This is a genomic window from Corynebacterium sp. HMSC05E07, assembly GCF_001807225.1.
In the GTDB taxonomy this organism is placed as follows: Bacteria; Actinomycetota; Actinomycetes; order Mycobacteriales; family Mycobacteriaceae; genus Corynebacterium; species Corynebacterium singulare.
The window spans coordinates 58,216-78,352 of record NZ_KV788215.1 but is presented as its reverse complement, the minus strand read 5'-3'; the positions used below and the strand labels follow the sequence as shown (position 1 = coordinate 78,352).

The window sequence follows — 20,137 nt, the reverse complement described above, 5'->3', positions numbered from 1 at the left end:
CCTTTCTTAGTAGTGGTTATTTCTCGCCCGAGACAGGCACAGCATTGTGGCTGACACGTGCAGTGGCGGTGTCTGCCGTCTGACCTGCAGAAAGCGGGTTCGGGGTGCCGGCCGGGCGGCCGCCGACCGGCACACCGTAGTCCGAGGTCTCCATGCCGTCTAGGTACTTGTTGCCGCGGAAGGCCACGAGCGGCATGAGGAAGCTGCCCAGGAGGATGATGCCCAGCACAGCCCACCCAAAGAGCCCAATCTGGCTGGAGGAGTATCCCTCGTATCCTTCCCTCGCGATGGTGATGATCTCGTTGACCAGGAAGTAGACCAGCAATAGCGGGGTAGCGATGAAGGCCAGGACCTGCCAGAATCCGCCGACCTTAAGGTGAGAGACTGCATTGAGGTGCTGCTGGATCTCGTTGCGGCGGCCGGTAATCCAGCCCACGACCACCAGTGCGCAGATGGAGCCGAAGACGATACCCAGGTTGTTGGTGAACTTATCCATGATGTCCAGCGTGACTAGGCCGGACGATGTGGAAAAGAGGAAGCAGGACACGACTGCCATGATGCTGCCGACGCTGATGGCAGACACTCGACGGGACACATCGAACTTATCAGCCACTGCGGAGACCACAACCTCCATGATGGAAATCAGCGAGGTCACGCCAGCGAGGAAGAGTGAGCCGAAGAAGAGGATGCCGAAGAGACCGCCAAGCGGCATGAGATTGATGATGGTCGGGAAGGCGATAAACGCCAGGCCGATACCGGAGGAAGCCACCTCATCCACGGCCACGCCCTGCTGGGCAGCCATGTAGCCCAGGGTGGCAAAGACTCCAATACCTGCGAGAACCTCAAAGGAGGAGTTCGCGAACGCGGTCACCAGGCCAGTGTTAGTCAGGTTAGTGCGCGGTTTCAGATAGGACGCGTAGGTGATCATGATGCCGAAGCCGATGGACAGGGAGAAGAAGATCTGACCGTAGGCCGCAATCCACACGGAGGGGTTACTCAACACCGACCAATCCGGGGTGAAGAAAGCGTTGAGACCCTCAGCCGCGCCGTCGAGGAAGAAGGCGCGGACGACCAAGACAATGAACATGACCGCCAGCACAGGTAGGAAGATGGAGGTCAGCTTGCCGATACCCTCGTTGATGCTCGTGGCGAGGGTCGCGATACAAATGATCCACACGACGATCATGACGCCGAGAATGGACGGGACCACGTTGCCCGAGTACGTCTTCTCCGGGTCCGACTGGAGGAAGTCACTCATGAAGTAGGTCGCCGTGTCCTCTCCCCACGCCTGGTTCACCGACTTGACGGTGTACAGGGCGGCCCAGGCGATGATCGCCGCGTAGTAGATGGCAATGAAGAAGTTCACGCCCACCTTGAACCACCCCACGCCTTCCCACGCTTTGCTGATTCGGCGGAAAGCCAGCGGCGCCGAGCCACGGAAGCGGTGGCCGATGGCCAGGTCGAACCAGAGAATCGGGATACCCGCAGTGAGCAGTGCCACCATGTACGGGATGAGGAAGGCGCCACCGCCGTTGTCATAGGCAACGTACGGAAAGCGCCAAATATTACCGAGGCCGACGGCGGAACCGATGGCGGCCATGAGGAAGACAAAACGCGTGTTGAATGTATCGCGCGTCGACTTGGTCTTTGTCGTGGTTGTTGAAGACATGAGAGCACCTTCTTGTAGAGCACATCCCGTCCGCATGAACCTGAAAGAGGAACCTTCAGCATCCACATGCGGACGAGTATTAGCGAGGAGTTTATACTACCTGCCGACCAATAGGTACCCTTTTTTGAGAATTGTGTCTCATTTTTCGCCACCTTTAAGTTAGGTCGCTCTCCTGTCCCGTCTCTGGGATTACGAAACGATAACCCAACCCAGATTCTGTGAGCAGGTACCGTGGGTGGGCGGGGTCATCCTCCAGCTTGCGCCTCAACTGGGAGGTGTAAATGCGGAGATAGTGCCCCTGCCCCTCGAAGCCAGGACCCCAGATCTCAGAAAGCAGGTCCTCCTTGCGCACCAAACCGCCGTGTGCGCGAAGTAATGTGGTCAACACGCCCCACTCGGTGGGTGTCAGATGCAGCGGCTCGCCGCCTTTGGTGATGGAATGGCGTGGAACGTCAATCACGACGTCCCCGGCGCGGACCACAGCGGTCTCGGCGCGCCTCACGGGACTCTGCGGGCTGCCATGCCGCAGCGCCACTCGCACACGGGCCAAAAGCTCCTCCATAGAGAAGGGCTTGGTCACATAGTCGTCCGCGCCGCGATCTAGAGCTGCGGCGCTAAACAGCGGATCGGAGCGCGCCGTCAGGATGATGACCGGTACCGCCGACCACCCGCGGATTCCTTCCAACACGACGGTGCCATCCATATCCGGCAACCCCATGTCCAAAATCACAACGTCTGGCTGCTGCTTCGAAACCACTTGCAGTCCCTCTGCACCTGTACGCGCCTGGTAAACCTCGTAGCCACGAGCCTTGAAGTTTATGCTTAGAGTGTTAAGCAGGCGGGGGTCATCGTCCACTATGGCGATGCTGGTTTTCTTCGTCGTCATTTCTGTTCTCCTCCCGCGACGGGAAACCGCAAAATAAAGGTTGCGCCCGGGGTGGCAGCCAGCTCGATGCTACCGCCCATGGCCTCTACAAAACCTTGAACAACTGAAAGGCCAAGGCCTACACCGTTGTCGTTGCTGGTATCACCCAAACGCTGAAACGCTTGGAACAGTTCCTTCTGCTTCTCCGGTGGGATGCCCGGGCCTTCATCGACAACGATCAGTTCTACCTGTTCGGTGGTGGTGTGGGCGCTCAAGGTAACGTCGCCGGTTGGCGCATAGCGCAAGGAGTTATCGAAGAGATTGGCCAAGACGCGCTCCATGAGCGCCGTATCCGCGCAGCACGTAACTCCGCGCACGCTAGGGTCTAGGTGAATGCGCCCAATTTGCTCTCGGGAATGCCCAAAGGCACAGGAAGCAATGGCGCGATTAGCCACGTCGGCCACCTCGACGATGTCTCGACGGGCGGTTATGGCGCCGGCTGTAAGCCGGGAGTAATCCAGCAAATTGGTTACCAACCCGGTAAGTTCCTCAATGCTCGCCGCAGTTTCTGCCAACAGCATGTCCTGGTCTTCGGGAGTGAATTCAATGTCAGCATTGCGTAACGAGGATACCGCCAACTTGGCCGTCGCCAGCGGGGTACGCAGGTCGTGGCTGACACTCGACAACAGCGCTCGGCGCAACTCATCAGCAGCGGCTATCGCATCTGCGCGCGCGGCTTCAGCAGAGAGCTTTTCGCGGCGAACAATACCTGCCAGATAGCCCGCTACCACGGTGACCAGCCCTCGGTCACGAGCAGACAATGTGGGGCCTTCGAGACGCAGCTGAACCGTGCCATCTGCGCTCGCAACAACGGTGTCCACCGCCCGTTCATGGCGCACCTTTTCGGGAATATGAAGGTGTTTCGAGGTGCGTTCGGGGCTCGCTGCACGCCAGGTGGCAAGAACGTCACCGTTTTCATCAAGTAGCTCTGCTCTACGGCAACCAAATGCCTCCCCCACCTTGCGCATCACGGCATCTTTCGGGGAAGAATCCGCGCGGCGATTCAAGGCGGCACGAGAAAACACTGTGAGCAACTCGGCATCGCGCGCAGCAATAGCTGCGTTCGCACGCTCAATTTTGGCGCGGCGCACGAGGATGCCGACCGCCAGTGCAATAGCCACCATAACCACGGCGATGACGGCGTTAGCGGGATCAGCTATATCGAAGGTGTGGATCGGCTCGGTGAAGAACCAGTTGACCGCTAGGCCGGAAGCCACCGCTACCACGACGGCCGGCCACAGGCCTGCCACCAAACTGACAAGCAGGATGAGCGCAAAGTAGAACGCGGAACAGGTGCCTGTTCCTAAATCCTGGCCGTCCGCCTGCACCAACAGTGCAGTGAGCCCCACGAAAGCCAACGCTGAGCTGAGCCACGCAATGGCGCGCTGCGGGAAGGGACGGAAAGGATGCAGCATCCGTGTGAGCGGAAGTGGTTTTTCCGGGGGAAGGTTGACGATGTGACAGTCAATCGAGCCGGATTCACGCAGCACCGTTTCCGCCACCGTACCGTGCCAGTGCACGCCGAAGCGACGCCGCGGCGAGACTCCCACTACGAGCTGGGTGGCGTTGACACTCCGGGCAAAATTGAGCAGAGCTTCCGGGACGGTGTCCCCGGTAACTTGGTGCAACCGCGCGCCCACATCCTGGGCTAGGGTCTGCAGCCGGGCGAGCTGTTGCGCTGATCCCCCCACCGAGGAGGAACGAGAGGTGAAGGAATCACCGAAAACAACGTGAACTACGTGCAATTCCGCCGAGGATTTTGTCGCGATGCGCCGCCCGCGGCGGATGAGGGTCTCTGCGTGCGCCACGTTTTGAATCGCCACAACCACCCGCTCACGTGCTTCCCACGTATCTGTGATTTTCTGGTCTAAGCGGTAAGTGATGAGGGCCTCATCAACCTGATCCGCTAACCACAACAAAGCTAGTTCGCGCAGCGCAGTAAGATTTCCCACACGGAAGTAGTTGTTGAGGGCAGGCTCGATGCGTGCCTCGCGGTACACGTGGCCGTTGCTCAGACGGGTGCGCAGAAGCTGCGGGGAGACGTCGATAAGCTCAATCTCATCGGCGGCACGTACTACCTCGTCCGGCACCGTTTCCTGCGGCGCGATGCCCGTGATCTGCTTGATAACGTCGTTAAGACTCTCCAGATGCTGGATATTGAGAGTCGACATGACGTCAATTCCGGCGTCCAGAATCTGCTCAATGTCTTCCCACCGCTTCTCGTGAACCTCGTCTCGCGGATTAGAGTGAGCAAACTCATCGACGAGAACGGTCTCCGGATGGCGCTGGATAACCGCCGCAGTGTCCATTTCACCTGAGGAAATGCCCTCAACAGCGCGTCTCGGAACAATCTCCAGCCCCTCGCACAGGGCCTTGGTGTACGCGCGCCCGTGGTCTTCCACGACCCCCACGACAACGTCGCGGCCTTGGTCGAGCAGCGTGTGCGCTTCGCTGAGCATGGCGCAGGTTTTGCCCGCGCCGGGAGCGGCGCCCAACAGAATCTTTAGGGTGCCGCGCTTGACTCGCGTCGGGGGTGTTGTCGGTTCGGTCAACATTGCTTCATCTTATGAGCTGATCTTTATGGGCAGGGGGTAGGCGTGGGCAATGCAATGTTGAGTGTGGTCACATTTACTGTGTCCTCGCCCAGGAAACCCAGGCTGGCATGTTCAGTATTGTCCGTGATCAGCTTCTTCACGTCGTCGACGCTCATCCCCTGTTCCCGGGCCACGCGCGGAGCCTGCAGCTCCGCGTACTCGGGGCTGATGCCGGAATCCACGCCGGAACCGGATCCGGTAACGGCATCGGCAGGCACCTGCTCCACGGATACGCCTTCACGCTGAGCAATTTCCTCTCGGCGTTCCCGGATGGCCCTTTCTAGCTCAGTACTTGATGTGCCGTAGTTACTCATACCTTCCGCGCGGGTGAAGAAGTAGGGCCCATCGTCCACGCCATCCTGAATCTGACTGGAACCGACCAGGCATTCACCCTGGTAAACAAGGTTGCCCTCGGCAGATTTCGGGGTGATGCGAGATATTCCCCACACTGCGGCCGGGTAGATCATGCCGAGTGCGACGACACATAAGAGTACGGCGACGAATCCGGCGATGAGATTACGCAGATAAACACGCATTATTGCTTCCTTTTTCTTTACAGGTTTTCTTTATAGGCCTGGAAGGAGGGAGACGACTTGGTCGATAACCCAGATGCCGATGAAGGGGGTAATGACACCGCCGAGACCCCAGATGCCGAGGTTTCGACGCAGCAGTGAGGACGCAGAGGCCGGTTTGTAGGACACGCCCTTGAGCGCCAATGGGATGAGCGCGACGATGATGAGCGCGTTGAAGACAACTGCGGAAACAATGGCGGACTCAGGAGAATGCAGGTGCATGACGTTGAGACGCTCCAAGTGCGGCAACTGCGTGGAGAAGAGCGCCGGCAGGATGGCAAAGTATTTCGCCAAGTCATTGGCCAAGGAGAAGGTGGTTAACGCGCCGCGGGTGATAAGCAGCTGCTTACCAATTCGAACGACATCGATGAGCTTTGTCGGGTCGGAATCCAGGTCCACCATGTTCGCAGCTTCCTTCGCCGCGGAGGTGCCAGTGTTCATGGCCACGCCTACGTCCGCCTGGGCTAGCGCTGGGGCGTCGTTAGTACCGTCACCGGTCATGGCCACCATGCGGCCTTGTGCCTGCTCCTCACGGATGCGGGCGAGCTTGTCCTCCGGCGTGGCTTCGGCGATGTAATCATCGACGCCGGCTTCCTTGGCAATAGCTGCTGCGGTCAGCGGGTTGTCACCGGTAACCATGATGGTCTTGATGCCCATCTGACGCAGTTCAGCGAAACGCTCGGCCATGCCGGGCTTGACGACGTCACTCAGTTGCACAACCGCAATTACCGTGCGGCTGCCATCGGATTCTTCCACGGCGACAGGCAGCGGGGTGCCACCGTCTTGTGCAATCTGGGTTACTGAGTCCTCGATCTCTTGCGGCCAGGTGCCGCCTACTTCAGTAACCCACTTACGTACGGCATCGCCAGCGCCCTTGCGCAGCTTGCGGTGAGCCAGGTCTAGACCGGACATCCTCGTCGACGCGCTGAATGGAACGACCTCCGCACTCCGCGCTTCTGCATCTCCTTCGCTGGAAAGAGAGTAGTTTTCAGTCAGCCAGGCCACAATGGAGCGGCCCTCTGGGGTTTCATCCGCTAGGGAGGAAATACGAGCAATCGCTGCAGCCTCGCGCTCGTCAACGCCCGAAGCCACAATCAGGCCGGTGGCCTGGCGGTTTCCGTAAGTGATGGTGCCCGTCTTGTCCATGAGGAGCGTGGCGACGTCACCAGCCGCCTCCACCGCACGGCCGGAGGTGGCCAGAACGTTGTGACGAACGAGGCGGTTCATACCGGCGATACCAACTGCCGAAAGTAGGGCGGCAATGGTGGTAGGGATTAGGCAGACCAACAGAGCGATAAGGGATAGTGGCGAAAGCTCCGCGCCGGTGAACAGACCCATCGGGGCAAGCGCAGTGACGGCAACAAGGAAGAGAATGGTCAGCGTGGAGAGCAAAATGCTCAGCGCAATCTCGTTCGGAGTTTTGCGGCGCTCGGCGCCCTCCACCAGGGCAATCATGGTGTCCACGAAGGTGGAGCCCGGCTCAGAGGTGATTTTGACCTTGATGGAATCAGAGAGCACCACGGTGCCGCCGGTCACGGCACAGCGGTCACCGCCGGCTTCGCGGACCACAGGGGCCGACTCACCAGTAATAGCCGATTCATCCACGCTGGCAGCGCCTTCGATGACGTCACCGTCACCAGGGATGGTCTCCCCTGCTTCCACACGCACGATGGCACCCTTGGTCAGCTCGGACGCGGGAACCACTACAATGCCAGAATCAGTAATGAGATTGGCAGTGGCATCATCGCGCACAGAACGCAGACTGTCTGCCTGGGCCTTACCACGGCCTTCGGCATAGGCCTCGGCGAAGGCGGCAAAAGCAATGGTGAACCACAGCCATACCGTCACGACCCATCCGTAAAAGCTGGGGTTGATGATGGACCACACAGTGGTCAGTGCCGCGCCCACCCACACGACGAACATCACGGGGTTGCGTGCTTGGGCGAGCGGGGACATTTTGCTCGGAAGCGTTTTCAGCGCCGCAGCCGCGAGGCCACTGCTCTTCCCCGGAGCTTTGCTGCGAGGAGTCTTATCCGGCTCAGCGGTGATGGTTTGGGTTGTCATGATAGTGCCTCCGAAATGGGACCCAGAGTGAGGACAGGGAAGAATGTGAGCGCTGCGACCAGCAGGATTACTCCGATAGTCAACAGCGAGAAGGTAATGCCGGAGGTAGGTAAGCTGCCTGCGGTGGTGGCCTGGCGCTTCTGTCCTGCCAGGCTTCCAGCTAGGTAAAGGGTGAAGACAATGGGCAGGAACCGGCCTAACAGCATGGCCAAGCCCAAGGTGATCTGCCACCAGGGCTCGGTCACCGTCAATCCAGCAAAAGCAGAACCGTTGTTATTCGCTGCCGAGGTAAAGGCGTAAAGAACTTCCGACAGACTATGGGCATTATCCGCCGTTCCCGGTGCACCGAAGTTGGTCGCTGAGGCTTCCACGAGCTTGCGCTGCGCCACGGATGCACCAACGCCCACGAGAACCAGAACCGGCATGGTGAGGATGTACAGGCTGACCGCTGAAATTTCCTTGCGGCCAATCTTATTGCCCATAAACTCCGGTGTGCGGCCCACTAGGAGGCCACCGATGAACACCGCGAGGATGGCCACTACCAACAGGCCATAGAGGCCAGTACCCACACCGCCCGGCGCGATTTCACCCAGCAGCATGTTGAGGATGAGCAGACCACCGCCCAGTGGCGAATAGCTATCGTGCATCGAATCCACCGCACCCGTCGAGGTACCAGTGGTAGACACCGCAAACAAGGCTGAGGCATCAATGCCTAGTCGCTGTTCGATACCTTCCATGTTGGCGCCTGCCAACTGAGACGCACCGCCGACAAGGGTGTGCTGTGCCCAAGTCACCAGAACAACCATCACGGTCCACAAACCACCAGCCACGCTGAGCAGCGTCCACGCGTGCTTCTGCGACTTGAGCATCACACCATACATGCGGATCATGCAGAAAGAGATGACAAGCAGGGAGAAGATCTCCACGAGGTTAGTAAAACCGGTCGGGTTCTCAAACGGGTGCGCCGAGTTGGCACCGAATATGCCACCGCCGTTGGTTCCCAGGAGCTTAATGGCTTCCTGGCTGGCCACGGGAGCACGGGAAATATCTACACCGGACTCCGTAACCAGGTTCGAGCCAAAGGTCTGCATGGTGCCGCCGAGAATGAGCACGGTGGAGATGATGAGTGACAGGGGAAGCAGAATTCGGACGAGACCACGGGTGAGGTCTACCCAAAAGTTGCCGATGAGGTGCTGACCATTCTCGGTTGCCAACTTATCGCGGCTGTAACCCAAGTGACCGATGCCGCGGATCAGGGCTACGGCAACACACATGCCTACGGCGGCTGAGGCGAAGTTTTGGACGGTCAAACCAAGCATCTGTGAAGCGTTGGTCAGAGTATCTTCACCAGAATACGACTGCCAGTTGGTGTTGGAGGTAAAGGAAGCCGCGGTGTTGAAGGCCATCCACGGCTCCACGGCCTCCTCGCGGGCGTTTCCAAAACTTGGCAACACCGCTTGGAGTCGCTGCACTGCATAAAGGACGAGGACTGAGGCCAGACTGAAGCCCAACAGAGCGCGAGTGTAGTTCTTAGCGTTATGCCCCCGGTCAGGGTCAATGCGCAAAATTCTGTACACAAGGCGCTCCACGGCCCAGTCTTTGTCAGAGGTATATGTACGGGCCATCCAATTGCCCAGCGGCATGTAAGCCGCCGCTAGAAGTGCAAGTAGGGCAAGGTACTGCGGCGCCACCGCCGCAATGCTAGCGATCATGCGAAACGCTCCGGGTCAATAAGGGAAATGATGAGATAGGCCACGAGCGCGACAACAATGATGAGCCCGATGACTGCTGTGATGGTGTTCATGTTCTACGCGTCTCCGTCCATCAACTCGTTGATGGAGGAAGGACCGCTGAACGCAAGGACCACGATCACGATGACCAGAATGTCCAACATGTGGGAGAGACCCCCTTGTGCGCGTGCAAAGTTCTGCACTAATCCGTGCTCAGTGAGGGTGTCACCGAGCATCAGTGCCTCCTAATCGGCATCTGACATCTAGTGACGTTAGGAGCACACCCCGCTGTACTTATCTTTTCTTTGCGGCATCTTTACACCTTTAGCCTCGAATCTTTACGTCCTCTTTACGCCCCCATTTACCCCCAACGAACAGATCCCGGAACTTCATTGTTTCTGCACATCTTCCTGAATACTCCCCCTAACTGTTCTTTCATCACGTAAAGTTTCTTTCCATGAACGAAACCTCAGTCATCATCGTAGGCACCGGCCTCGCCGGCATGGTCGCCGGCTATGAGGCCATCAAAGGTGGCAAGCACGTCATCTTCCTTGAACAAGAAAACCGCAACAACCTCGGTGGCCAGGCCTTCTGGTCTCTCGGCGGACTGTTTTACGTCAACTCCCCCGAGCAATCCTTGATGCGGGTCAAAGACTCCGAGGAGCTGGCCTGGCGGGATTGGGCCAACTCCGCCGATTATGACCCGGTGACCGAGGAGGACCGCCACGATTATTGGGGGGAGAAATGGGGACGCGAGTACGTGCGCTTCGCGGCCACCGAGAAACGCGATTATCTCAAGAGCGTAGGCCTTAATGTTCTGCCCACCATTGGATGGGCAGAACGCGGCTCTGGTGACGCGTCCGGACACGGCAATTCCGTGCCGCGCTTCCACCTCACCTGGGGAACAGGTCCCGAGGTCGTCCGCGTTTTCCGTGAGCCACTCCTCCGTGCTGAGGAGCAAGGCCAGGTGGAATTCCATTTCCGCCATCGCGTGGATGAGCTCGTCATCGAGAGCGACGAGGCGGGCAGTCCGCGTGTCGTGGGCGTGCGCGGCAGCGTCCTCTCCCCCACCAATCAGGTGCGTGGAGAGGCGAGCACGAGGGACGTCGTCAAGCACTTCGAGCTGCGTGGCTCTGCTGTGGTGATTGCCACCGGCGGCATCGGCGGCAACCTGGAGAAAGTACGCCAGATGTGGCCCACTGAGCGCTGGGGTGAGTGCCCGAAAGAGCTGGTCACGGGCGTGCCCGCGCATGTCGACGGCCGTGGTATCGACATCGCCCAGCAGGCTGGCGCCTCCGTGGTCAATACCGACCGTATGTGGGCTTACACCGAAGGCATGACCAACTGGGATCCCATCTGGCCTGGCCACGGCATTCGCATCATCCCGGGCCCTTCAGCGCTCTGGCTCGATGCGGAAGGCAATCGCCTGCCCACCAACCTCTTTCCCGGCACCGATAACCTGGCGGCACTAGCCCACATCGGCCAGACCGGCCACGGCTATTCCTGGTTCGTGCTCAACAAGGCCATCGTGGACAAGGAATTCATCTTCTCCGGCTCCGAGCAAAATCCGGACCTCACAGATAAGGAGCTCAAGAAACTCGCCAGCAAGGTGGGCCCGGGCACACACGTGGCGGTGAAAGCCTTCATGGAGAACGGAATCGACTGGGTCGTTGCAGACAATCTCAGCGATCTCGTCGCCGGAATGAACCGCCTGGCACCGGAGGGTTCCCCCACCATTGAGGAGGCCCATCTAAGAAAAGTCCTGGAAGACCGCGATTCCCAGCTGGACAATCCCTTCAGTAAGGATGCCCAAGTCAACTACATTCGCGTTGCGCGCGGCTTCTTAGGTGACAAGCTCATTCGCGTTGCTCCCCCACACCGCATCCTCGATGAATCCAAGGGTCCGCTCATTGCTGTGCGTCTCAGCTTCCTCACCCGCAAGACACTCGGCGGGTTGGAGACCAACCTCGACGGCCAGTGCCTCAACGCGGACGGCACAGTGCTCCCCGGACTGTATGCCTGCGGCGAGGCCTCCGGTTTCGGTGGTGGCGGCATGCACGGCAAGAATGCGCTGGAAGGAACCTTCTTGGGCGGCTGCATTCACTCGGGCAAACGCGTGGGCGAGGCGCTCGCGCGAACTTAGTCTTGCTGATGCCCAGCACGATCCCCTCTCCTGCCCTACCGTGTAAAACATGAACCTCGCTAGAAATGTCCGCATCGTGGTGGAGAATCCGTACTTCACGGTGACGCGCTTCGTCGCAACACCCGCTGAACTTACTGTGGGTGAGATGATCATCATCGTTCATGCAGCCCTTGGCCTGGAACCGTCTAAACCCGGCCAGCTCATGGTGCGTGACGATGACGAGCCCATCGACATCTTCCCCATCATTGACTCGGACTTCTACGATTCCTTCGGCGAGGACATCCACTACCACCCGTCCGAGGGCGATTGGTGCATCACCATCAGCATCGCGGACACCTCGCGAGTCGTCATGGGCCTGCCTGCCCTGATCTCCGGGGAAGGCCCGGACTTGGTCACGGAGTTGGGCTCCACGCAAGCAATGTTCAGCGTGATGCTCGATGTGCAGGCGTCCATGGCCTACATGGGCGTTGCACCGAACGACATGGAGCGCATATTCCAGCTCTTCCCCAATTACACCCTTGAGCAGATCAATCAGCGTCTGACCACGTGCTATCACCCGGCTATCGCGGAGCGCTTGGCAGCGATGGGCACAGAAGCCGCAAACCTCGACGGAGGAACCCAATCCTCACTGGCCTCCGACCTTCCCTTCGATCCCTTCAACGCCCAGCCCTGGGATGACTTCACAGACGATGCTGACTCCCTGGGGTTTCCCACTGAGCTTCTCGAACAATGGCGCGAGGAGATCCATGAGGCCTACCCAGAACTCAGTCCAGGCTTCGCACTACCGGAGCTTTCCCAGGACACTGTCCAGATGATCGGCCAGCGCGTGCGCGGCTACCTCGACATCATTGCGGACTACCCGCGGCTTACTGGCGCTGGGTTCCTCAAGCAAGCCGCGGTGCAGCGCTTGAAAGACTGGCTGCCTAGGCCCAATTCCTATGAACACGTTAAGCGCGAGGACTACCACGAAACGCTGTTGAACTTGCGTGAGTTCTTCATTGACCTGGATTGGCTCAAGTGCACCACTTCAACCATCCGCGTCACTGAGCTTGGTGAAAAAGCGGCCCACGATCCGCAGTTCGCCACAGAACTGATTCTTAGGGCGATTCCTTTTGCCTACTGCCTTTCGGACACCGCGCCGCAGCTGGGTTTCGATCTTGTTCATCTTCTGCGTGGTGACACGGCCACCCAGCTGGACTGGGACCCTATTCTCGCCATCACCCGTGACCTGTTCTTTGCGCTGGGAATTCTCACCAGCGACAACCACCTAGCAACCATTACTCCTGGTCATGAAGGTTTTGTGGCCGCCGTGCTCTCCCCTCTGCGCGACGACCTCAACCAAGAACTGGACTAGCTCCGTGGCTGTTGTGGCTGTTGCGGTCCAGCCGCATTCTGCTGCTGCTCCTGCTGTGCAGGCTGTTTCATGGGCTCCACCGTTGGCGTGGAGCGCACGCGATACACGGCGATGACCAGCAGCACAATACCGCTAAACAGGAAGGCGAGGGCGCGGAAAATGCCCGGCAGCGCAGCCAAATCGAAGAAAGTGAGCTTCAACGTCGCCACGACGGCAAGCAGAATACCCAGCCCAGTGAAGCCTTCCTGGCGCTTAATAAGGAGGAATGCGGCGAGCATCATCCACGCCACTGACACCACGGCGTGACCGGTGTACCACGCGGGCTGCACGAGATCGTAGCCTCCAATGACGAGACCGAGCCCGCTGACTACACCGACCACGGCAATCATGCTGAGGACAAGCGCGAACAGCGCGACAACAGCCGCGTAGAACTTGTTTCCTGCCACACCGTAAATCGTCTTCCGGCGTACCCATGCGGCCCCTAGAGCAGCACCCAGCAGTGCCGCTTCAATTGGCAGACGTGGCACCTCATAGAATCCACCGGCAGAGAACAGTGTGGCTGCCCAGGGAACGTAAGCGACAATCATAATGCTCACTGCCCATGTGAGGTGGAGGACGAGGTGGCGGAGGTAGGGCAGGAGGGCGATGAGTGCAGCATAGAAAAGCGCCGTCAGGAGAAGATTTCCCCAAACCCGGACCGGATCATCGGAGGGGTTCATCATGCTGTCACTGTAGAAATCAAACCGCGTCGCCATCAATGAACATGCGTAGAAGAGCGGAACCGCCCCGAGAGCAATCCAGCCCTGTGTGTGTCCCCACGCCACAACAACGACTCCTGCTAAACAGGCCACAGTAATCCACGTAGCTGGCTCATAGTTGAACTGCGACATACCCAATATCAACATCAATACCGGCACGACGAAACCAGCGACTATGTTGCCAAAAGTTTTTACGCCTGTGCGGAAATGGACAGAAAGCCCCACGAGCGCAACTAGGGACAGCCCAGCAGCCGTGGCCTTGATGGCTGCAGGAGTAGGTTCATCACACAGGTGCAGACCGGCGACAACTAAGAACAGGGCAACGGCGCCGACACCGCGGAGCACATCATTCTTGCGCAGAGCTGAAGCCACCAAAGCCACGAGAGGCATGAGCACTGCCGGCCAGGCGCTGCCACCGTAGGTGAACGTCAACACCGCTGCTGTAAATCCCATACCGATGGCTAACCACATCTGCGTCAACGAATGGAAGCCCTCGGGTTTGATGTGCACAAAAGCCACATACGCAGCGTAAATCATGGTCATGATGATGGCGCCGAACCATGCCGGCCACCAGCCCAACCACGTCACCACGAGCAACGTTGTCACCAGCGCAGAATAGAGCGAGGTAGCTAGTAGGGCAGTGGTTCCTGCCTCCGGTGCTTTGCCACGGAACTTCAACGAGGCACCTGCGAGAGCAATGGACACCATGTAGGCCAGAACCACGCGGCCAAGCGGTCCCAGCAACCCAGCCTGGATTGCCATACCGACCAGAAAAGCGATACCCACCAACGTGATGAGAGTACCGGCGATAGCAACGACGCCGATGAGCGTCTTTTCCTTCTCTTCCGGCGACTTTGGTGGCGTTGGTGGTCGCTGTTGCCACTGCGGCAGGGGTTGCCCGTGCTGTGTCTGAAGGTGCTGCATGTGCTGCTGGCGCTGCATCTGCTGCTGGTACGGCATTTGTTGCTGCTGCGGCTGCTGCGGCTGCTGCAGTTGCTGGGGGCGAGCCTGCGGTTGCTGGGGGCGAGCCTGCGGTTGCGGCTGCTGGCGGAAAGCCTGCTGGTGGCGGTGTGCCTCCTGCTGACCCTGAGGAGGAGATTGAGGAGAAGATTGGGGTTGGCGCTGAAGCTGTGGCGCACCCTGGGGGAGAGGCTGCTGCGTCTGGGCCACGTGCGGTGGCCGAGGCTGCTGACCTAGGTGAGGCGTCTGAGACGCGCGTGGGGGCCCCGACGGCCTCGACGCGTCCCCACGGGCGCGGGATTGCTCATGCTCAGCAAGCCACCGGCGGGCATCACGAAGCTCCCGTTCCGCAGCTTCTAAGTGGCGCCGGTATTCCTCAAGGGAAGGGTCGTTGTGCATGATTTATGTTTACCGTGCTTACTACCCGGCGGCCATACGTTCAGCCGCATCGTTACCCAGTTGGAACCTGGCCCGTCACCCCTAGGTACACCACAGGATGAAGAAGAGGGGCCTACTTCACCACCAGGTTGACCATGCGGCCTGGGACGTAAATCTCCTTCACCACAGTCTTACCCTCCGTGAGCTGCGCAATGCGCTCGTCGCTCTGTGCAATGCCCACAACAGTGGCCTGGTCAGCGTCGGCAGGCACCATGACGCGGGCCTTGACCTTGCCGTTGATCTGGACCGGTACCTCTACCTCATCGTCAACGAGGTACTTCTCGTCGAACTCAGGGAAAGACTCGTAGGTAATAGTGTCCTCGTGGCCAAAGCGCTTCCACATTTCCTCCGCGATGTGCGGGGCAATGGGGGAGACCAACTGTGCCAGAGGCTCAACGGCCGCCCGCGGAGCACCCTTCGGGTACGCCTTGGTCAGGTAGTTGACGTACTCGATGAGCTTGGCCACCACGGTGTTCAGACGCAGATTCTCGTAATCATCGCGCACGCCCGCAATGGTGCGGTGAAGGTGCTTGAGGTCATCGTCGGAAAGCTCTGCGTCCGTCGTGGACAGCTCGCCCGAATTCTCATCGATAGCTAGGCGCCACAGGCGCTGGAGGAAGCGCTGAGAACCAACGACGTCCTTGGTAGCCCACGGGCGCGAGGTATCCAGCGGACCCATGGACATCTCATAAACGCGCAGCGTATCCGCACCGTAGTCGCGGCAAATGTCATCCGGGGCCACGGCGTTCTTCAGGGACTTACCCATCTTGCCGTACTCCTGGTTGACCTTTTCATCCCCGTAGTAGAACGCGCCATCGCGTTCTACTACCTCGGCGGCCGGGACGTAGACGCCACGGGAATCCGTGTAGGCATAGGCCTGGATGTAGCCCTGGTTGTAGAGGCGACGGTAGGGCTCCTTCGAGGTCACGTGGCCGAGATCGTAGAGAACCTTGTGCCAGAAACGGGCGTAAAGAAGGTGCAGAACAGCGTGCTCCACACCGCCGACGTAGAGGTCCACGCCGCCGGGATCATTGGCCCCATGTTCCTCCGGACGCGGGCCAGTCCAGTAGCGCTCGTTCTCCAGATCGCAGAACTTCTCGTCATTCGTGGGATCAATGTAGCGCAGCTGGTACCAGGAGGAACCTGCCCACTGCGGCATGACGTTCGTATCGCGGTAGTAGGTCTGCGGGCCATCACCCAGGCCCAAGTCCAACTCCACCTCGACCCACTCGCGGGCCTTTGCCAGCGGCGGCTGCGGGGAGGAGTCAGCGTCATCCGGGTCGAAGGATACCGGCTTGTAATCCTCTACCTCCGGCAGCTCGATGGGCAGCATCGACTCCGGAAGCGGGTAGGCCTGGCCGGCCTCGTCGTAGACGATGGGGAAGGGCTCACCCCAGTAACGCTGGCGGGCAAACAGCCAGTCACGCAGCTTGTACTGGATCTTCTCACGGCCAGTACCCTGGTCTTCCAACCACGGGATGATGGCGGCGATGGCCTCATCCTTGGACATGCCGTTGAGGTCAATGGAATCGTTGGCGGAGTTCACGGCCTTACCGGACTCGGTATAAGCGCCGGACTGCGCTGCGCTTTCGTCCGACGAATCAAGCGGAGCGACGACCTCAGTGATCGGCAGACCAAAAACCGTGGCGAACTCATAGTCACGGGTATCGTGCGCCGGAACCGCCATGATGGCGCCGGTGCCGTAGCCGGTCAGGACGTAGTCCGCGATGAAGATCGGAACCTGCTTGCCGTTAACCGGGTTGGTGGCGTAAGTACCCAGGAAGACACCGGTCTTGTCCTTATTTTCTTGGCGCTCTAGGTCAGACTTCGCCGCAATCGACGCACGGTAGGCCTCCACGGCTTCCTTCGGATCATCGTGTCCGAAGGTCCAGCGCTCATCCACGTCATCGTCATAAGGAATGGGGGAGAGGAGGGCATCGACAAGCTCATGCTCGGGGGCCAGCACCACGTACTCCGCACCAAAGAGGGTATCCGGGCGCGTGGTGAAAACATCAATGTTGTAGCCCTCCGCATGGAAGGTGACCTCCGCACCACGGGAGCGGCCAATCCAGTTACGCTGCATGGACTTGACCTTGTCCGGCCAATCCAACAGGTCCAAGTCATCGAGCAGGCGATCCGAGTAAGCGGTAATGCGCATCATCCACTGCTTCAGGTTCCTGCGGAAGACCGGGAAGTTACCGCGCTCCGACTTACCCTCCGCGGTGACCTCCTCATTCGCCAGCACCGTACCCAAGCCCGGGCACCAGTTCACAGTGGAATTGGACAGGTAAACAAGACGGAACTCATCAAGCGCGTGGCGTTGCTCCTCCTGAGTAAGGTCTGCGTAATAGCGGCCATCCTTGGTCGTGCGCTTGCCCACCTCGAGCTCCTTGATGAGCTCAGACATCGGGCGCGCCTTCTGCTGATCCTCATCGAACCAGGAGTTGTAAATCTGCAGGAAGATCCACTGCGTCCACTTGAAGTAGGCCGGATCCGTGGACTCGACGGAACGGCGCGAATCGTGGCCCAGACCAAGCAAACCCAGCTGGCGGCGCATGTTCTGAATATTTGCTTCCGTGGTGGTGCGCGGGTGCGTACCAGTCTGGATAGCGTACTGCTCCGCCGGCAGACCGAAGGCGTCATAACCCAGCGTGTGCAGGACATTCTTGCCCAGCATGCGGTTAAAGCGGGCATAAGTATCCGTAGCGATATAACCCAGCGGGTGACCCACGTGCAGACCCGCACCAGACGGGTAGGGGAACATGTCCTGGACGTTGAGCTTCTCAGCGGGGAGGTCTCCTCCCTCCGCGAGCGGGCCGACAGGGTTCGGTGCGTGGAAAGTTCCGTTATCCTTCCAGTACTGCTGCCAGGCCTTTTCGATCTGCGCGGCGAGCTCCGGCGTGTAACGGTGGGCGGTGGTATCGCTCGGGTTAGTCATGCTTTGACAGTGTAGTCACCGAATGGACATCTCCCCAGTTAGACCCAGCTGAGCCGCATTCTGCTCCGCTGCGCGGCGGCGCCACTGTCGACGCCCCCTTGTTCTCCCTAGGCATCGCCACTAAAATCACCATTGTTCTACTGTTCTACATTTGGCTATCCAAGGAATCACTAGCCAATAAGCAAGGACGCAGAGCACCGGTCTACCGGACGTTCAGGCAAGGCGGTTGAAGCGATGACCAGCATTTCGTTGCACAAACTTAATCAACGTTCTTGCCGCATAGTGCAAGCAGTGGCTGCCGGAATCTTGAGCCACAACCCGGAGCCGTTCTCACCGCCAACCGCCACAGCCCCACAACTAGGCAACACAGACTATCTACCTTCTGGGACCGACGTTGTTTCGTTGCTGGACCGAGAAGACCGCTTGTGACGATTTATGCGGCTACTTCGGCACAAGCATGCACGCATCCAAAAGCGCCGAGGATTTAGCCACGCCGCGCCTTCTCTGTCACTTCCTTACGGGCGTCCTTGAGGATCTGAGCAATGTCAGCCGCACCAACAGTATCCGCGCCATATGCACCAGCACTTTGCGCCTCCGAGACTAACTCTCGCAGCGCTTTACGGCGTTCAGTCCGCTGCTCCTCTCGGTAGTGCAATAAGTCAACAAGCTTGACTCTCCTATGCCTGCCACCTGTGGTGCGCTCGAACGGTATCGCTCCATCCTCGAGCTTCTTCACCAAAGTTGGCCTACTAATACTCAGGAAGTCTGCTGCTTCCTGCGTTGTGAGCAACTGTTCCACCGGTGCCACAGTAATAGCCTTTCCTTGACGCATCGCACTAACAACCTTCGAAAGGGTGCCCCGGAAGGGCGCTCTAGGCCTTCTTCACCACAGCCGGCTTGAGCTTCATCGCGCCGAAGCCGTCAATCTTGCAGTCAATGTTGTGGTCTTCCTGGCCGGTGCCCGCATCAAGGTTGAGGCGAATGCCGCGCACCTTGGTGCCGGCCTTGAGCTGCTTCGGGGCACCTTTGACCTTGAGGGTAGTGGTGATGGTGACGGTGTCGCCGTCGGCAAGCGCATTGCCCACCGAGTCCACGATGACGGGGGCAGCCCCCTCCACCGCCGAGTCACTGGCAGCGTCGGCGGAGAACTCATGCGCGCACTCGGGGCACACGATGAGAGTTGGCATTTCGTAGGTGTATTCGGAGGAACATTCGGGGCAGGGCGGCAGCGTTGGGGATGAAGTATCAGTCATAAAAGACAGTTTATCCTGGTGAGAGCAGAATGATGATATTGATCTCATCCTTTTGATTGATACCCCGGTGGGGTATAGGCTTGAACCACACCCAATCGGACTGATTCGAAAGAACTATGAAACGCTTTATCTCTCTCGCTGCCGCCTCTGCCGCAGCCGTCACCCTGTCCGCCTGCTCCACCGAGAGCCCTGTCCCCACCGAGGCCTCCAAGAGCGAGGCTGCCACCACTGAAGTCCAGCAGGTCTCCGCTGAGGAGATCCAGGCCGAGTTCGACCTTGAGGGACTGGATGGCCAGGAAATCGTGGACAAGCTGGATCGCCAGTCCAAGGACGAGCGCGATAGCGATCTCATCGCATCTGTGCGCCCGAACGAGCTCATTCTCGCTACTGAACAGGGCGAGGCCTCCCTGCCGCTGCCGGAGGACAAGTTCTACCTCTCTGTTGCGCCGTACCTCTCCCGTACGCACGACTGCTTCAACCACTCCCTGACCACCTGCACCGGTGAGCTCAGCCAGGAAGACATCCACGTCACCATCACGGATGACGAAGGAAACGAACTGGTCAACGAGGACACCACGACGTTCGACAACGGCTTCATCGGCTACTGGCTGTCTGCTGACAAGAAGGGCACCATCACCATCGAGAAGGACGGCAAGACCGGCGAGGTCCCCTTGGACACCTCCGACGAGGGCGGTACCTGCGTGACCACGCTGCAGATGGCATAAGCTGCCGTCACCCC

The 20,137-nt window shown here is 59.2% G+C and carries 16 protein-coding genes; 4 read left to right on the top strand and 12 right to left on the bottom strand.

Going from position 1 to position 20,137, the window contains the following annotated elements; genetic code table 11:
• Window positions 1-16: 16 nt before the first annotated feature.
• From HMPREF3149_RS04885 to HMPREF3149_RS13545, 8 genes are all read right to left on the bottom strand, one after another.
• Entirely contained in the window at window positions 17-1,669 is a 1,653-nt protein-coding gene (locus HMPREF3149_RS04885; protein ID WP_070536954.1) for a sodium-dependent transporter, read from the bottom strand.
• Window positions 1,670-1,823: 154 nt separating this feature from the next.
• Window positions 1,824-2,555 (bottom strand): response regulator, encoded by a 732-nt coding sequence (locus HMPREF3149_RS04880; RefSeq protein ID WP_070536953.1) that lies wholly within the window; start codon window positions 2,553-2,555, stop codon window positions 1,824-1,826.
• Window positions 2,552-5,149 carry an ATP-binding protein gene (locus HMPREF3149_RS04875; protein ID WP_070536952.1) on the bottom strand — a complete coding sequence of 866 codons (2,598 nt, stop codon included), beginning with the start codon at window positions 5,147-5,149 and terminating at the stop codon, window positions 2,552-2,554. Before HMPREF3149_RS04875 ends, HMPREF3149_RS04880 begins: the two co-directional genes overlap by 4 nt.
• Window positions 5,150-5,172: 23 nt before the next feature.
• Window positions 5,173-5,724 (bottom strand): potassium-transporting ATPase subunit C, encoded by a 552-nt coding sequence (locus tag HMPREF3149_RS04870; protein WP_070536951.1) that lies wholly within the window; start codon window positions 5,722-5,724, stop codon window positions 5,173-5,175.
• 30 nt (window positions 5,725-5,754) lie between these two features.
• Window positions 5,755-7,824, bottom strand: a complete 2,070-nt coding sequence (gene kdpB / locus HMPREF3149_RS04865) for a potassium-transporting ATPase subunit KdpB (protein WP_070536950.1) — start codon at window positions 7,822-7,824, stop codon at window positions 5,755-5,757.
• Window positions 7,821-9,533, bottom strand: coding sequence for a potassium-transporting ATPase subunit KdpA (gene kdpA, locus HMPREF3149_RS04860; RefSeq protein ID WP_371440954.1), 1,713 nt, complete (start codon window positions 9,531-9,533; stop codon window positions 7,821-7,823). The genes kdpB and kdpA overlap by 4 nt, the downstream gene beginning before the upstream one ends.
• Window positions 9,533-9,628 (bottom strand): K(+)-transporting ATPase subunit F, encoded by a 96-nt coding sequence (kdpF, locus tag HMPREF3149_RS04855; RefSeq protein ID WP_039672809.1) that lies wholly within the window; start codon window positions 9,626-9,628, stop codon window positions 9,533-9,535. The genes kdpA and kdpF overlap by 1 nt, the downstream gene beginning before the upstream one ends.
• 3 nt (window positions 9,629-9,631) lie before the next feature.
• Window positions 9,632-9,790, bottom strand: a complete 159-nt coding sequence (locus tag HMPREF3149_RS13545; protein WP_168162180.1) for a hypothetical protein — start codon at window positions 9,788-9,790, stop codon at window positions 9,632-9,634.
• A 221-nt stretch (window positions 9,791-10,011) separates the two neighbouring features.
• Here HMPREF3149_RS13545 and HMPREF3149_RS04850 point away from each other — a divergent pair, with 221 nt between their 5' ends.
• Together HMPREF3149_RS04850 and HMPREF3149_RS04845 are read left to right on the top strand one after the other, a co-directional pair.
• Window positions 10,012-11,697, top strand: coding sequence for an FAD-binding dehydrogenase (locus HMPREF3149_RS04850; protein WP_070536948.1), 1,686 nt, complete (start codon window positions 10,012-10,014; stop codon window positions 11,695-11,697).
• Between the two features lie 49 nt (window positions 11,698-11,746).
• The gene (locus tag HMPREF3149_RS04845) at window positions 11,747-13,051 is read left to right on the top strand and encodes a hypothetical protein (protein ID WP_070536947.1); all 1,305 of its coding nucleotides are present in this window, start codon (window positions 11,747-11,749) and stop codon (window positions 13,049-13,051) included.
• Here the strand turns inward: HMPREF3149_RS04845 and HMPREF3149_RS04840 are convergent.
• Window positions 13,048-14,733, bottom strand: a complete 1,686-nt coding sequence (locus tag HMPREF3149_RS04840; RefSeq protein WP_168162179.1) for a DUF2339 domain-containing protein — start codon at window positions 14,731-14,733, stop codon at window positions 13,048-13,050. The two genes, HMPREF3149_RS04845 and HMPREF3149_RS04840, sit on opposite strands and share 4 nt — an antisense overlap.
• Here HMPREF3149_RS04840 and HMPREF3149_RS13540 point away from each other — a divergent pair, their 5' ends adjacent.
• The gene (locus HMPREF3149_RS13540; protein WP_070536945.1) at window positions 14,734-15,006 is read left to right on the top strand and encodes a hypothetical protein; all 273 of its coding nucleotides are present in this window, start codon (window positions 14,734-14,736) and stop codon (window positions 15,004-15,006) included. It begins immediately after the preceding gene.
• 274 nt (window positions 15,007-15,280) lie between these two features.
• On the opposite strand, the gene leuS is transcribed toward HMPREF3149_RS13540, so the two are convergent.
• From leuS to HMPREF3149_RS04820, 3 genes are all read right to left on the bottom strand, one after another.
• On the bottom strand, window positions 15,281-18,145 hold the full coding sequence (gene leuS, locus HMPREF3149_RS04830) for a leucine--tRNA ligase (RefSeq protein WP_070536944.1): 2,865 nt from the start codon (window positions 18,143-18,145) through the stop codon (window positions 15,281-15,283).
• Between the two features lie 484 nt (window positions 18,146-18,629).
• Complete coding sequence (locus HMPREF3149_RS04825) at window positions 18,630-18,977, bottom strand: excisionase family DNA-binding protein (protein ID WP_083280777.1); 348 nt, start codon at window positions 18,975-18,977, stop codon at window positions 18,630-18,632.
• 40 nt (window positions 18,978-19,017) lie between these two features.
• Window positions 19,018-19,398: a zinc ribbon domain-containing protein YjdM gene (locus HMPREF3149_RS04820; protein ID WP_070536943.1), complete on the bottom strand. Its 381-nt coding sequence runs from the start codon at window positions 19,396-19,398 to the stop codon at window positions 19,018-19,020.
• 116 nt (window positions 19,399-19,514) lie between these two features.
• Here HMPREF3149_RS04820 and HMPREF3149_RS04815 point away from each other — a divergent pair, with 116 nt between their 5' ends.
• A complete protein-coding gene (locus tag HMPREF3149_RS04815; protein ID WP_070536942.1) occupies window positions 19,515-20,123 on the top strand; it encodes a CueP family metal-binding protein in 609 nt (202 codons plus the stop codon).
• Window positions 20,124-20,137: the final 14 nt, after the last annotated feature.

Coding starts and splice junctions, on each gene's coding strand:
- HMPREF3149_RS04885 (WP_070536954.1), bottom strand. CDS start 1,669: ATGTCTTCAACAACCACGACAAAGACCAAGTCGACGCGCGATACATTC.
- HMPREF3149_RS04880 (WP_070536953.1), bottom strand. CDS start 2,555: ATGACGACGAAGAAAACCAGCATCGCCATAGTGGACGATGACCCCCGC.
- HMPREF3149_RS04875 (WP_070536952.1), bottom strand. CDS start 5,149: ATGTTGACCGAACCGACAACACCCCCGACGCGAGTCAAGCGCGGCACC.
- HMPREF3149_RS04870 (WP_070536951.1), bottom strand. CDS start 5,724: ATGCGTGTTTATCTGCGTAATCTCATCGCCGGATTCGTCGCCGTACTC.
- kdpB (WP_070536950.1), bottom strand. CDS start 7,824: ATGACAACCCAAACCATCACCGCTGAGCCGGATAAGACTCCTCGCAGC.
- kdpF (WP_039672809.1), bottom strand. CDS start 9,628: ATGAACACCATCACAGCAGTCATCGGGCTCATCATTGTTGTCGCGCTC.
- HMPREF3149_RS13545 (WP_168162180.1), bottom strand. CDS start 9,790: ATGCTCGGTGACACCCTCACTGAGCACGGATTAGTGCAGAACTTTGCA.
- HMPREF3149_RS04850 (WP_070536948.1), top strand. CDS start 10,012: ATGAACGAAACCTCAGTCATCATCGTAGGCACCGGCCTCGCCGGCATG.
- HMPREF3149_RS04845 (WP_070536947.1), top strand. CDS start 11,747: ATGAACCTCGCTAGAAATGTCCGCATCGTGGTGGAGAATCCGTACTTC.
- HMPREF3149_RS04840 (WP_168162179.1), bottom strand. CDS start 14,733: ATGCAGCACCTTCAGACACAGCACGGGCAACCCCTGCCGCAGTGGCAA.
- leuS (WP_070536944.1), bottom strand. CDS start 18,145: ATGACTAACCCGAGCGATACCACCGCCCACCGTTACACGCCGGAGCTC.
- HMPREF3149_RS04825 (WP_083280777.1), bottom strand. CDS start 18,977: ATGCGTCAAGGAAAGGCTATTACTGTGGCACCGGTGGAACAGTTGCTC.
- HMPREF3149_RS04820 (WP_070536943.1), bottom strand. CDS start 19,398: ATGACTGATACTTCATCCCCAACGCTGCCGCCCTGCCCCGAATGTTCC.
- HMPREF3149_RS04815 (WP_070536942.1), top strand. CDS start 19,515: ATGAAACGCTTTATCTCTCTCGCTGCCGCCTCTGCCGCAGCCGTCACC.